The sequence below is a fragment of the Pseudomonas sp. MWU16-30317 genome, assembly GCF_020515695.1.
GTDB lineage: Bacteria > Pseudomonadota > Gammaproteobacteria > Pseudomonadales > Pseudomonadaceae > Aquipseudomonas.
The window spans coordinates 60,223-73,109 of sequence record NZ_JAIWJA010000016.1; the positions used below are offsets into that span (position 1 = coordinate 60,223).

10 protein-coding genes are annotated in these 12,887 nt (G+C 61.4%); 6 read left to right on the forward strand and 4 right to left on the reverse strand.

The annotated features are described in order from the left end of the window. Positions 1–212: 212 nt before the first annotated feature. From LIX93_RS28660 to LIX93_RS28670, 3 genes are all read right to left on the reverse strand, one after another. The gene (locus tag LIX93_RS28660; protein ID WP_226507401.1) at positions 213–1,811 is read right to left on the reverse strand and encodes an ABC transporter substrate-binding protein; all 1,599 of its coding nucleotides are present in this window, start codon (positions 1,809–1,811) and stop codon (positions 213–215) included. A gap of 252 nt (positions 1,812–2,063) precedes the next feature. Then, positions 2,064–3,653, reverse strand: a complete 1,590-nt coding sequence (locus LIX93_RS28665; protein ID WP_275948763.1) for an ABC transporter substrate-binding protein — start codon at positions 3,651–3,653, stop codon at positions 2,064–2,066. A 313-nt stretch (positions 3,654–3,966) separates the two neighbouring features. Beyond that, a complete protein-coding gene (locus tag LIX93_RS28670; RefSeq protein WP_226507403.1) occupies positions 3,967–4,665 on the reverse strand; it encodes an SIMPL domain-containing protein in 699 nt (232 codons plus the stop codon). A gap of 235 nt (positions 4,666–4,900) precedes the next feature. On the opposite strand from LIX93_RS28670, the gene LIX93_RS28675 reads away from it, so the two are divergent. From LIX93_RS28675 to LIX93_RS28700, 6 genes are all read left to right on the forward strand, one after another. Beyond that, on the forward strand, positions 4,901–6,166 hold the full coding sequence (locus tag LIX93_RS28675) for an ATP-binding protein (protein WP_226507404.1): 1,266 nt from the start codon (positions 4,901–4,903) through the stop codon (positions 6,164–6,166). Continuing rightward, positions 6,159–6,719: a response regulator transcription factor gene (locus LIX93_RS28680; RefSeq protein WP_226507405.1), complete on the forward strand. Its 561-nt coding sequence runs from the start codon at positions 6,159–6,161 to the stop codon at positions 6,717–6,719. Before LIX93_RS28675 ends, LIX93_RS28680 begins: the two co-directional genes overlap by 8 nt. Before the next feature lie 82 nt (positions 6,720–6,801). Next, positions 6,802–8,532 carry an ABC transporter ATP-binding protein/permease gene (locus tag LIX93_RS28685; RefSeq protein ID WP_226507406.1) on the forward strand — a complete coding sequence of 577 codons (1,731 nt, stop codon included), beginning with the start codon at positions 6,802–6,804 and terminating at the stop codon, positions 8,530–8,532. Between the two features lie 104 nt (positions 8,533–8,636). Further along, positions 8,637–9,386, forward strand: coding sequence for a FadR/GntR family transcriptional regulator (locus LIX93_RS28690; protein WP_226507407.1), 750 nt, complete (start codon positions 8,637–8,639; stop codon positions 9,384–9,386). Between the two features lie 234 nt (positions 9,387–9,620). After that, on the forward strand, positions 9,621–10,532 hold the full coding sequence (gene kdgD, locus LIX93_RS28695) for a 5-dehydro-4-deoxyglucarate dehydratase (RefSeq protein WP_226507408.1): 912 nt from the start codon (positions 9,621–9,623) through the stop codon (positions 10,530–10,532). A gap of 221 nt (positions 10,533–10,753) precedes the next feature. Continuing rightward, positions 10,754–11,695 (forward strand): AEC family transporter, encoded by a 942-nt coding sequence (locus tag LIX93_RS28700; protein ID WP_226507409.1) that lies wholly within the window; start codon positions 10,754–10,756, stop codon positions 11,693–11,695. Between the two features lie 205 nt (positions 11,696–11,900). On the opposite strand, the gene LIX93_RS28705 is transcribed toward LIX93_RS28700, so the two are convergent. Next, a complete protein-coding gene (locus LIX93_RS28705) occupies positions 11,901–12,359 on the reverse strand; it encodes a transposase (protein WP_226507410.1) in 459 nt (152 codons plus the stop codon). Between the last annotated feature and the right edge of the window lie 528 nt (positions 12,360–12,887).

Genomic DNA, 12,887 nt, shown 5'->3' on the forward strand with positions numbered 1-12,887 from the left:
TTCCTTCTTGTCGTTTGGGGAGAGCTGCCCCCGAAACTAAGTAGCCATGGAGGTCGTGTAAATCAGACAAATCGCCGTGGCTTGTAGGAAAAATCTGAAGGCCCCGTAAGGGTTGGGCGAAAATTTTCCCGACATCTGCTGGGGTATTGTTTTTCCAGGCAAGCCGCTCCCTATGCAGTGCCCGAAGGCACTGCAGAGGTCGCAGTTGGGGGTTACTTGATGCTGACGCCGTAGAACGAGTTCAGGCCAAATGGGCTGATCTTGAAGTCCTGGACGTTGTTGCGCATCGGCTGGTACACCGTGGAGTGCGCGATGGGGGTCATCGGCACCTGGCTCTTGAGGTACTGCTGAGCCTGCGTATACAGCTCGGTGCGCTTGGCCTGGTCGGGGGTGGACTTGGCCTGCTTGATCAGCTTGTCGTAGACCGGGTCGCACCATTTGCCGAAGTTGTTGCCATTGACCGCGTCGCAGCCGAACAGCGTGCCCAGCCAGTTGTCCGGATCACCGTTGTCGCCGCTCCAGCCGATCAGCATGGCGTCGGTTTCGCCGGCCTTGGCGCGCTTGATGTACTCGCCCCATTCGTAGCTGACGATCTTGGCCTTGATGCCGATCTTGGCCCAGTCCGACTGCAGCATTTCGGCCATCAGCTTGGCATTGGGGTTGTAGGGCCGCTGCACGGGCATGGCCCACAGCTGGATTTCGGTGCCATCTGCGACGCCGGCCTGTTTGAGCAGGTCCTTGGCTTTCGCGACGTCCATCGGGGCGTCCTTGATGCTCTTGTCGTACGACCATTGGGTCGGCGGCATGGCGTTGACCGCCAGTTGGCCGGCGCCCTGGTACACCGCGCCGATGATCGCCGGCTTGTCGATCGCCATGTCCAGCGCCTGGCGTACCTGCAGCTTGTCGAGCGGCTTGTGGGTCACGTTGTAGGCGATGTAGCCGAGGTTGAAGCCGGCCTGCTCAGGCATCTTCAGGTTCGGGTCTTTCTTCAGCGGCTCGATGTCGGCCGGACGGGGGAAGAGGGTGACCTGGCACTCGTTCTTCTTGAGCTTCTGCATGCGCACCGAGGCGTCGGTGGTGATGGCGAAGATCAGGTTGTCGATCTTCACGTCCTCGGGCTTCCAGTAGCTCTTGTTGCCGACGTAGCGGATGTTCGAGTCTTTCTGGTAGCTCTTGAACGCGAACGGGCCGGTGCCGATGGGCTTCTGGTTGATGTCCTCGGGCTTGCCTTGCTTGAGCAGCTGGGCGGCGTATTCAGCCGACTGGATCGAGGCGAAGCTCATGGCCATGTTCTGGATGAACGCGGCATCGACTTCCTTAAGGTTGAACTTGACGGTGTGGTCGTCGACCTTCTCGACCTTGGTGATGTTGTCGTTCATGCCCATGTCGGTGAAGTACGGGAACTCGGTGGGGTAGGCCTTGCGGAACGGCATGTCCTTGTCGAGCATGCGGTTGAAGGTGAACAGCACGTCGTCGGCGTTGAAATCACGGGTCGGCTTGAAGTAGTCGGTGGTGTGGAACTTGACGCCCTGGCGCAGATGGAAGGTATAGATGAGGCCGTCCGGCGACACGTCCCAGCTGGTGGCCAGGCCCGGCTCGACGGCGGTGCCGCCACGCTCGAACTGCGACAGCCGGTTGAAGATGGTTTCGGCCGAGGCATCGAAGTCGGTACCGGTGGTGTACTGGCCCGGGTCGAAGCCGGCAGGGCTGCCTTCGGAGCAGAACACCAGGTTGGTCGCAGCTTGGGCGAAGGGGGTACTGGCGAGCAAACCTGCGCCTAGGATGAACGGAATGACCGCGTGTTTGAGCATGGTGGCCTCAGTGTTGTCATTTTAATTAAGAGGGCGACCTTGTGGGTCGTCCTGCCGATACTTATGCAGGGCTCATACCGTTGCAATGCCTAAGGGCAGGAGAAGGGCAAAAAAGTGGTACGGGCGTACTTGAATGTCGCTTGTGTATAACTAATTACAATCTTGTATGTTCAAGTAAAGACGAGTTGGTGTCATTTACCCGGCGTGGCGCCCCATCTCGAAGCCGAAGGCTCTGAAATGGGGCGCCGAGGCTCAAGGCCGCACGCTGACACCGTAGAAAGGCGTCAGACCGAAGGGGCTGATCTTGAAGTCCTGGACCTCTTTGCGCATTGGCTGGTAGACCACCGAGTTGGCGATCGGGGTAATCGGCACCTGCGCCTTGAGGATCTGCTGGGCCTGCTGATACAGGCGAATGCGGGTGTCGCGATCGCTGGTGGTCTTGGCCTGCTGGATGAGTTTGTCGTAGGCAGGGTCGCACCATTTGGCGTAGTTGCTGCCCTTGACCGCCGCACAGCTGTAGAGCACGCCGAGCCAGTTGTCGGGGTCGCCGTTGTCGCCGGTCCAGCCGTAGATCATCGCATCGTGCTCGCCGGCCTTGGCGCGCTTGATGTACTCGCCCCACTCGTAGCTGACGATATTGGCCTTGATGCCGATCTTGGCCCAGTCGCTCTGGATCATCTGTGCCGACATCCGCGCATTGGGGTTGGAGGCGCGCTGCACCGTCATGGCCCACAGGTTGATCTCGGTGCCGGGGGCGACGCCGGCCTCCTTGAGCAGGGCCTTGGCCTTGTCCGGATTATAGGGCGCGTCCTTTATGCTCGGGTCAAAGGACCACTGGCCCGGCGGCAGGGCATTGCTCGCCAGTTGCCCCGCCTGGCCGTATACCGCCTTGATGATCGCCGGCTTGTCGATGGCCATGTCCAGTGCCTGACGCACTTTTAGCTGATCCAGCGGCTTGTGGGTGACGTTATAGGCCAGGAAGCCCAGGTTGAAGCCCGGTTGATGCAGCACTTTAAGGTTCGGGTCCTGCTCCATCAGGGTGATGTCGCTGGGGCGCGGGTAGCCGCTGACCTGGCATTCACCGGCCTTGAGTTTCTGCAGGCGCACGGCTGGGTCGGTGTTGATCGAGAAGATCAGGTTGTCGATCTTCACGTCCTCGGGTTTCCAGTAGCTCTTGTTGGCCGTGTAGCGGATCTGCGTGTCCTTCTGGTAGCGCTTGAACACGAAGGGGCCGGTGCCGATCGGCTTCTGGTTGATGTCTTCGGCCTTGCCTTCCTTGAGCAGCTGGTCGGCGTATTCGGCGGATTGAATGGACGCGAAGCTCATGGCCAGGTTCTGGATGAACGCGGCGTCGATATGGTTGAGCTTGAACACCACGGTCTGAGCGTCGGTCTTGTCGACCGAGGCGATGGTGGTGTTGAGGTCCATGTCGCCGAAGTACGGGGACTCCGACGGGTAGGCCTTGCGGAACGGGTGATTGGGGTCGAGCAGGCGACGGAAGGTGAACAGCACGTCGTCGGCATCGAAATCGCGGCTGGGGGTGAAGTAGTCGGTGGTGTGGAACTTGACGCCCGAGCGCAGATGGAAGGTGTAGGTGAGGCCGTCCGGGGCCACGTCCCAGCGCGTGGCCAGGCCGGGTTCTACCTCGGTGCCGCCGCGCTTGAACTGGGTTAGGCGGTTGAAGACGGTTTCGGCCGAGGCGTCGAAGTCGGTGCCGCTGGTGTACTGGCTGGGGTCGAAGCCGGCGGGGCTGGCTTCGGAGCAATAGACCAGGGTGCTGGCCGCCTGGGCCAGAGGAGCGCAGGCGAGCAGGGCGGTGGTCAGAAGCAGGGGTTTGAGCATTGCGGGTTCTCCGGGAGTCAGGACCATTGCCGTTGTTGCGGATGGCGCTTTCGCGGGCAAGCCTTGCTCCCACCGTGTGGGAGCGCAGCCTGCTGGCGAAGGGGCCGGTGCGCTTTCGCGGGCAAGCCTTGCTCCTACCGTGTGGGAGCACAGCTTGCTGGCGAAGGGGCCGGTGCGCTTTCGCGGGCAAGCCTTGCTCCTACCGTGTGGGAGCACAGCTTGCTGGCGAAGGGGCCGGTGCGCTTTCGCGGGCAAGCCTTGCTCCTACCGTGTGGGAGCGCAGCTTGCTGGCGAAGGGGCCGGTGCAGTCACCTTACGGCATCTGCACTTCAATCGTACCGTCAGCATTGACGCTGACATCGCTGGTGCCGGCTTCGACATCCGGGGTCACGGCGTCGCTGGCGCGGGCGGCTTTCATCATCATCGGCGCGCGGGCGAAAGGCTGTGGATAACCGGCACTGTTAAGGTTGAGGTTGACCACCTTGTAGCTTTTGCCACCCAAGGCATCCGTGGCCAGCTGCGCGCGCGCCTTGAAGGCCGCAACGGCGTCCTTGAGCAGCGCATCTTCGCTGGCCTTGCGCGTGGCCGGGGCAATGCTGAAGTCCATGCCGCCCATTTTCAGTTGCGTCAGCAGTTCGCCAGTGAGCTTGGACAGGGCCGGGAAGTCGGCGCTTTCGAGGCGCAGCTCGGCGCGCTCGCGCCAGCCGGTGATGGCCTGGCCCTTGTCGTCATAGATGGGGTAGCTGTTGCGGCTGCCCTGGCGAATGGTCACGGCCTTGACCTGCCGGGCTTCGGCCAGCGCCTTGTTGAGGGTTTCGCTGATCTGGCCGGCGAGTTTGCCGGCGTCGGCGTCCTGGGCTTCGGTATAGAGGGTGACCTGCATGAGGTCGCGCGGGACTTCCTGGCTGACTTCGGCGCGCAGGGATATCTGGTTGTAGTGCGGCTCGTCGGCCAGCGCGGGCAGGCTGATCAGCAGGCTGGCGCCGAGGATCAATGGGGTCGTGCGAAGCATGGGCAGTCACTCCTTGTTGTCGTTTGGTGGGGTGCAAGGGTATGCCAAACAGAGTTCAAAGGTGAGGGGCAGGTTCAGCCCTCGTCAGCAAAATTGTCCCACCCCGCGCAAGCCTGCTCCCTACAGGGGGCGCCGTGTGTCCCTGAGGATGTGGCCGTTTGCCGCATCGTCGGTCGTCAGCGGCGCGATTTGGTTATACTTGCCGATCCACGTGGAGCACTCATCAGGAGAGCTCATGCTCGCCCCCGTATTACCACTGTCCGCTACCCGTCAGAATCTCTGGCGCCTGACCTTCGTACGCATCCTGGTGCTGGCCGCGCAAGCCGGTTCGGTGGGGTTCGCCTACCTGACTCATTTGCTGCCGCTGCCCTGGCTGGCGCTGAGCGTGACCCTGGGTTGCTCCATGGGCCTGTGCCTGCTGACGGCCTTGCGGCTGCGCACCTCGTTGCCGGTCACCGAGCTCGAATATGCCGTGCAGCTCGCCTGCGATCTGTTGATCCACAGTGCGCTGCTCTACTATTCGGGCGGCTCGACCAACCCGTTCGTCTCCTACTATCTGGTGCCGTTGACCATCGCCGCCGTCACCCTGCGCTGGGTGTATTCGCTGATTCTCACGGGCGTCGCGCTGGCCTGTTACACCTTCATGCTGGTCAGCTTCCACCCGCTGGAACCGACCGTGATCGGCCGCGAAAGCATGCAGATCTACGGCATGTGGCTGAGTTTCGCCCTGGCCGCAGCAGTGATCACCTTCTTCGCCGCGAAAATGGCCGAAGAGCTGCGCCGTCAGGAGCAACTGCGTGCCGAACGCCGCGAAGAGGGCCTGCGCGACCAGCAATTGCTGGCAGTGGCCACCGAAGCCGCCGGCGCCGCCCACGAACTGGGCACGCCGCTGTCGACCATGAGCGTGCTGCTCAAGGAAATGCGCCAGGATCACCCCGACCCCGCGCTGCAGGAAGACCTGTCGATCCTTCAGGATCAGGTCAAGCTCTGCAAAGAGACGTTGCAGCAGCTGGTGCGTGCCGCCGAGGCCAACCGACGCCAGGCCGTGGTCGAGCAGGAAGTGACCTTCTGGCTCGACGAAGCGCTCAACCGCTGGCACCTGATGCGCCCCGAGGCCACTTATCGCTTCACGCGCCTGGGGCAAGGCGCCGTGCCGACCCTGGCGCCCGCGCCGGACCTGACCCAGGCGCTGTTGAACCTGCTCAACAACGCCGCCGATGCCTGCCCCGACGACCTCGCTGTCAAGGTCGATTGGGACGATGAAAACATCTTCATCCATATTCGCGACCGCGGGCCCGGTGTCCCGGTAGCAATTGCCGAACAAATAGGTAAACCTTTCCTGACCACCAAAGGAGGCAAGGGCTTCGGCCTGGGCCTTTTTCTGAGCAAGGCCAGCGTGACTCGCGCAGGCGGCTCGGTAAAACTCTATAGTCATGAAGAGGGCGGCACATTGACCGAGCTGCGCCTGCCCCGTGACGCCCGAGGAGATAGACATGAGTGATGAAAACCAGGTCGAAAGCGAAGAGCTGCCGCACCTGCTGCTGGTCGATGACGATGCCACCTTTACCCGCGTCATGGCCCGCGCCATGAGCCGCCGCGGCTTCCGGGTAAGCACCGCCGGTTCCGCTGACGAAGGGCTGGAGATCGCCAAGGATGATCTGCCTGACTTTGCCGCGCTGGACTTGAAGATGGAAGGCGATTCCGGCCTGGTGCTGCTGCCCAAGCTGCTGGAACTCGATCCAGAGATGCGCGTGGTCATCCTCACGGGCTATTCCAGCATCGCCACTGCCGTCGAGGCAATCAAACGCGGCGCCTGCAACTACCTGTGCAAGCCGGCCGATGCCGACGACGTGCTGGCCGCGTTGCTGACCGAACACGCCGACCTCGACAACCTGGTGCCCGACAACCCCATGTCCGTCGACCGCCTGCAGTGGGAGCATATCCAGCGCGTACTGGGTGAGCATGAGGGCAATATCTCGGCCACCGCCCGTGCGCTGGGCATGCACCGCCGCACCCTGCAGCGCAAATTGCAGAAACGCCCGGTTCGGCGCTGAGCGCCTGCCCTACGCTATCCCGTGCAGCCCGGGCGCCCAGGACGGGTCGCTGCGGCTGGCTTTCTGGTAACCGAGCCTGAATATGAATCGAAACGCAGAAACTGCGGCGATCAACTCCGTCGTGCACCGTCATTTTTTTCGCAAAGTCTGGCAGCTGGTAACGCCTTACTGGCGCAGTGAAGAGAAGGGCAAGGCCTGGGCGCTGCTGATTGCGGTAATTGCCCTGTCGCTGTTCAGCGTCGGCATCTCGGTATGGTTGAACAGCTGGTACAAGGACTTCTATAACGCCCTGCAGGAAAAGAACTCCACCGAGTTTTGGCGGCTGATCCTCAACTTTGGCGGCATTGCCACGGTCGCCATTCTAGGCGCGGTGTATCGCCTGTATCTGACCCAGATGCTCACCCTGCGCTGGCGTCGCTGGCTCACCGAACAGCATTTCAAGCGCTGGCTGGATCACAAGAACTACTACCACCTCGAACGCCACCCCTATACCGACAACCCTGACCAACGCATCAGTGAAGACCTCAACAACTTCACCTCCGATACCCTCAGCCTGAGCATCGGCCTGCTGCGCAATGTGGTCAGCCTGGTATCGTTCTCAGTGATTCTGTGGGGCGTGTCGGGCGATATCGAAGTGTTCGGCATCAATATCCCCGGCTACATGTTCTGGTGTGCACTGCTGTATGCCGTAGTCGGCAGCTGGCTGACGCATTTGATCGGCCGCCATTTGATTCCGCTCAACTACCTGCAACAACGCTATGAAGCCGATTTGCGTTTCTCCATGATGCGCGTACGCGAGAACGCTGAAAGCATTGCGCTTTACCAGGGTGAGGCCAACGAAAAGCGCCACCTCGGCAAGCGCTTCAGCGATATCTGGAGTAACTACTGGTCGCTGATGCGGGTCACCAAGCGCCTGACGTTCTTTACCGCTGGCTATGGTCAGATCTCGACGATCTTTCCGTTCATCGTCGCGGCGCCACGCTACTTCACCGGCAAGATCGAGCTGGGCGGGCTGATGCAGATCAGCTCGGCGTTTGGCAACGTGCAGGAGAACATGAGCTGGTTCATCGATTCCTTTGCGGCGCTGGCCAGTTGGACCGCGACCTGTAATCGTCTCTTGAGTTTTCGCTCGGCGATGGATGAGAACGAGCAACGCAGCCCGGCCATCGACGTGCAGCACGGCGGCAATGCCCTGGTAGTAGAGCGGCTGGATCTCGATCTGGGTACCACTCGTCATCTGCTCAGCGGCGCCGCCATGACCGTTGCGCCTGGCGAACGGGTGATGATCAGCGGCCGCTCCGGCAGCGGCAAAAGCAGCCTGCTACGCGCCATGGGCGAGCTGTGGCCTGAAGGTGGCGGGACCATTCGCCTCCCCGAGGGGCGCTTGCTGTTCTTGCCGCAAAAACCCTACCTGCCGATCGGTACCCTGCGTGAAGCGCTCAGTTATCCACAGGAGGGGGACGCGTACGGCGAAGAGAGTTATGCACAGGCACTCACCGATTGCCGCCTCGAACAGCTGATTCCCCGGCTTGACGAGGAGCAGCACTGGCAGAGCCTGCTGTCGCCGGGCGAGCAGCAGCGGCTGGCGTTTGCCCGCGCCTTGTTGTTCAAGCCGCAGTGGCTGTTCATGGACGAGGCGACGTCGGCCATGGACGAAGAGGACGAGGCCGCGCTGTATGAAGGCCTCATGGCGCAGTTGCCCGGTTTGAGCATCGTCAGCGTGGGCCATCGCAGCAGCCTCGATCGGTTCCACCCGCGTCGGGTGCGGATCGAGTCCGGGCAGTTGCAGGCGCAGGGACCGGCCATGGTTTGAAACATCCATGCTCAAGTCAACTGTAGTCGTACAACCGCGATGCGCTATTATGGCGAAATCAAACTTATGTCACCGCCCGATGGCAACAACGGATAAGCAGAACCATGGATAACCAGAGCGCCCAACCTCGCGCCCGCCGCAAACCTCGCAGCCTCGCTCAGGAGCTGGTCACCGTCCTGTCCGAGCGCATCCGCAGTGGTGAGCTCAAGCGTGGCGACAAGTTGCCGACGGAGTCGGCGATCATGGAAGAGCAGGGCGTCAGCCGTACCGTGGTCCGTGAAGCGATTTCACGGCTGCAGGCGGCCGGTCAGGTAGAAACCCGCCATGGCATCGGTACCTTCGTGCTCGATACGCCGAGCCCCAGTGGCTTCCGCATCGATCCAGCGACCATCGTCACTCTGCGCGACGTGCTGGCGGTGCTGGAATTGCGCATCAGCCTGGAGGTGGAATCGGCAGGTCTCGCGGCCACGCGTCGCACCGATGAGCAATTGCAGGCCATGCGCACGGCCCTCGATGCGCTCAACGACAGCGCGGCCCATGCCCGCGATGCCGTGGCTTCGGACTTCCAGTTCCACTTGCACATCGCGTTGTCCACGGGCAACCGCTATTTCACCGACATCATGACCCACCTGGGTACCAGCATCATTCCCCGCACGCGGCTCAATTCGGCGCGTCTGGCCCATGATGACCAGCAGCACTACATGACCCGCCTGAGTCGCGAGCACGAGGAAATCTTCGATGCCATCGCCCGCCAGGACCCGGATGCAGCCCGTGCGGCCATGCGTCTGCACCTGACCAATAGCCGCGAACGGTTGCGTCAGGCCCATGAAGAAGCCGAGAAAGCTCCCAGCTGATTCTCCGTTTGACCTTTGTGCGAGCGGGCTCTGCCCGCGAAGCCTTTAGCGCTTTAAAAGCCTGAAAAGGTTCGCGGGCAGAGCCCGCTTCCACAGGGATCGTAGCTCCCCCATAAATTTATGTAACACCCCCCTTGAGGCTTTCCATTTATGGTTGTACGATGACGTACGACTTCGGCAATGGGTGCTGAAGCCCATGTCTTTCATCACAGTACTTTCAAGGGTGTTCGAACAATGACTCCACAAGAACTCAAGTCCATCCTCTCGTCCGGTCTGCTGTCTTTCCCGGTCACCGACTTCAATGCCCAAGGCGACTTCCACAAGGCTGGCTACATCAAGCGCCTCGAGTGGCTCGCCCCGTACGGCGCCAGCGCGCTGTTCGCCGCCGGCGGTACCGGTGAGTTCTTCTCCCTTGCGGCCAGCGAGTACTCGGAAGTCATCAAGACTGCGGTCGACACTTGCGCCACCAGCGTGCCAATCCTTGCCGGTGTCGGCGGTTCGACCCGCCAGGCCATCGAATACGCTCAAGAAGCCGAGCGCCTGGGTGCAAAAGGCCTGCTGCTGCTGCCGCACTACCTGACTGAAGCCAGCCAGGACGGCGTTGCCGCTCACGTCGAAGCCGTGTGCAAATCGGTCAAGATCGGTGTGATCGTCTACAACCGTAACGTCTGCCGCCTGACTGCTCCGCTGCTGGAGCGCCTGGCCGAGCGTTGCCCCAACCTGATCGGCTACAAGGATGGCCTGGGCGATATCGAGCTGATGGTCTCGATCCGCCGCCGTCTGGGCGATCGCTTCAGCTACCTGGGCGGCTTGCCGACCGCTGAAGTCTACGCCGCTGCCTACAAGGCGCTGGGCGTGCCGGTCTACTCGTCGGCCGTGTTCAACTTCATCCCGAAAACCGCGATGGACTTCTACCACGCGATTGCCAAGGATGATCACGAAACCGTTGGCAAGCTGATCGACGATTTCTTCCTGCCGTACCTGGACATCCGTAACCGCAAGTCGGGCTACGCTGTCAGCATCGTCAAGGCGGGCGCCAAGATCGCTGGCTACGACGCAGGCCCGGTGCGCACCCCGCTGACCGACCTGACCGGCGAAGAGTACGAAATGCTCGCCGCCCTGATGGACAAGATGGGTCCGCAGTAAGCCGTAACGCTGTTCCCCTGTGGGAGCGAGCTCTGCCCGCGCAGAGCCCGGTCCCACAGGGATTCGTATCGCTGCAAGACGGATCACCTGGCCACAAGCCCCCGGTCCTGACCTCACCTATTGGCTGCCTCGCGCAGCACCGAAGCGCGCCATGAGCGCGCTTTTTTATGGTCGGCTGGCTATGATAGCTCGCTAACGACAGGCAACAGGTCCCCCTCCGCATGCTGGCAATCTTTCTGCAGACGCTCGCCATCACCGCTCCGGTGTTCGTCATGCTGTTTCTGGGTCTGATGCTCAAGCGCATCGAGTGGATCGACGACAACTTCATCCGTGTCGCCTCTGGCCTGGTCTTCAACGTCACCATGCCGGCGCTGCTGTTCCTCGGCATCCTCCACGCCGATTTGCGCACGGCGTTGCGCCCTGCGGTGCTGATCTATTTCATCGTGGCGACGCTGCTGAGTTTCTTCGCAGCGTGGGGCTGGGCGATCTGGCGCTGCCCCAAGGTCGACCGCGGGGTTTACGTGCAGGGGGCTTTTCGCGGTAACAACGGCATCATCGGCCTGGCGCTGGCGGCCAGCATGTACGGCGCCTACGGTATCTCGATGGGCGCGGTGCTCGCCGGCCTGGTGATTCTGTTCTACAACGCCTTGTCGTCGATCATTCTGGCCATCTACAGCCCGGCCATGAAGTCCGATCCGTGGAGCCTGTTCGTCAGCATTGTGCGCAATCCGTTGATCATCAGCGTGCTGGCCGCCATCCCCTTCGCCTACTGGCAGATCGGTTTGCCGCGCTGGCTCGAGGGCTCGGCGCAGAGCCTGGGCAACATGACCTTGCCGCTGGCGCTGATTTGCGTGGGCGGCACCTTGTCGCTGGCATCGCTGCGCGAAAGCAGCCGACTGGCAATCAGTGCCAGCCTGGTGAAGATGGTCGGTTTGCCGTTCATTGGCACCTTGGGCGCCTGGCTGTGCGGATTCCGCGGTGCCGATCTGGGCATTCTGTTCCTGTATTTCGCCGCGCCCACGGCTTCGTCCAGCTACATCATGGCCCGCGAGGCTAAGGGCAATCACCAACTGGCGGCCGCCATCGTGGTGATCACCACGGTCGCGGCGGCGGTGACCACCAATATCGGTGTGTTCATCCTGCAGTGGGGTGGGTGGATCTGAGGGCTCCTCGCCGCCGAACGCGCACCCTCCCACAGGTGTATCACGATAGCTCAACCAACTCTGTGGGAGCACAGCTTGCTGGCGAAGAGGCCGGTACAGCTTGCCCAAAACCATAGAATGTCCCAAGGCGTATGAGGTCGGCATGTGGAAGCAAAGCTGGCCCGCGATGTGGTCAGGCCTTGCGGCATGGATTCGAAGGCTTGCCTCAAAGCCAGACAGCATCCCACATTGGATAATCATCGATCTTTTCCACCAAGCCCGCTCTTACTGGATTGGCCACGATGTAGCGCGCGACTTTCTTCACATCCTCTTCGCGGCGCAGCGCTCGATCATGAAACCCTTTCTGCCAGATCGGCCCCGTGCGATTCAAAAGGCGATTCATTACGACGGTCGAGCGCGACTTCATACGGCCTAGCACGTGAGCAAGTCGAGGGTGCTTAAGTTCGATCAGCCAGTGAAGATGATCAGGCATGACGACCCAGCATAGGGATTCGACATCTGCATCTTGCTGAGCGCGTTTGAAGGCGTCGATAACTGGATAGGCCAGGCGCCACGATGTGAATAACCGTTCACGATTCGCTGTCACCAAGGTAATCAGATATTGACGGCCGGTCTCGCTGTAACGACCTTTGCGTAATTTTTTTGATTCATAGCGTGTGGGCATTCCGTTGCGTCCATTGTTTAGAGGCTTAGGATTTTGCTGGTTACGCGGGTAGGTATGCTGGGGAAATTTCGTACGGGGTGTTGCGAGCGGCCATTAAAGCGCCTGACGATATACATCGTATTCGAGGGGTTCTTCGCCGCCAAACGCGCACGCTTGCGTCCAAAGCTGTATGACTCAGGCGCAGTTTGCACGGAGGGAGATTCTGTTTTTTTGCGCGAGCCATGCCGGCCCCTTCGCCAGCAAGCTGTGCTCCCACAGGTGTGGGGCTTGGGGCGGTTAGCACGGCGGGAGATTCTGTGTTTTTGCGCAAGCCATGCCGGCCCCTTCGCCAGCAAGCTGTGCTCCCACAGGTGTGGGGCTTGGGGCGGTTAGCACGGCGGGAGGCTCTGTGTTTTTGCGCAAGCCATGCCGGCCCCTTCGCCAGCAAGCTGTGCTCCCACAGGTGTAAGGCTCAGGCGCGTTTACACTGTGGGAGCGAGGCTTGCCCGCGAAGGCGTCAGTGCTGTCGCCGCCAGGCCCGCCAATGAC

What these genes read in the sequence shown, in the direction of transcription:
- LIX93_RS28660 (WP_226507401.1), bottom strand. Translation starts at nt 1,811, where the DNA reads ATGCTCAAACACGCGGTCATTCCGTTCATCCTAGGCGCAGGTTTGCTC.
- LIX93_RS28665 (WP_275948763.1), bottom strand. Translation starts at nt 3,653, where the DNA reads ATGCTCAAACCCCTGCTTCTGACCACCGCCCTGCTCGCCTGCGCTCCT.
- LIX93_RS28670 (WP_226507403.1), bottom strand. Translation starts at nt 4,665, where the DNA reads ATGCTTCGCACGACCCCATTGATCCTCGGCGCCAGCCTGCTGATCAGC.
- LIX93_RS28675 (WP_226507404.1), top strand. Translation starts at nt 4,901, where the DNA reads ATGCTCGCCCCCGTATTACCACTGTCCGCTACCCGTCAGAATCTCTGG.
- LIX93_RS28680 (WP_226507405.1), top strand. Translation starts at nt 6,159, where the DNA reads ATGAGTGATGAAAACCAGGTCGAAAGCGAAGAGCTGCCGCACCTGCTG.
- LIX93_RS28685 (WP_226507406.1), top strand. Translation starts at nt 6,802, where the DNA reads ATGAATCGAAACGCAGAAACTGCGGCGATCAACTCCGTCGTGCACCGT.
- LIX93_RS28690 (WP_226507407.1), top strand. Translation starts at nt 8,637, where the DNA reads ATGGATAACCAGAGCGCCCAACCTCGCGCCCGCCGCAAACCTCGCAGC.
- kdgD (WP_226507408.1), top strand. Translation starts at nt 9,621, where the DNA reads ATGACTCCACAAGAACTCAAGTCCATCCTCTCGTCCGGTCTGCTGTCT.
- LIX93_RS28700 (WP_226507409.1), top strand. Translation starts at nt 10,754, where the DNA reads ATGCTGGCAATCTTTCTGCAGACGCTCGCCATCACCGCTCCGGTGTTC.
- LIX93_RS28705 (WP_226507410.1), bottom strand. Translation starts at nt 12,359, where the DNA reads ATGCCCACACGCTATGAATCAAAAAAATTACGCAAAGGTCGTTACAGC.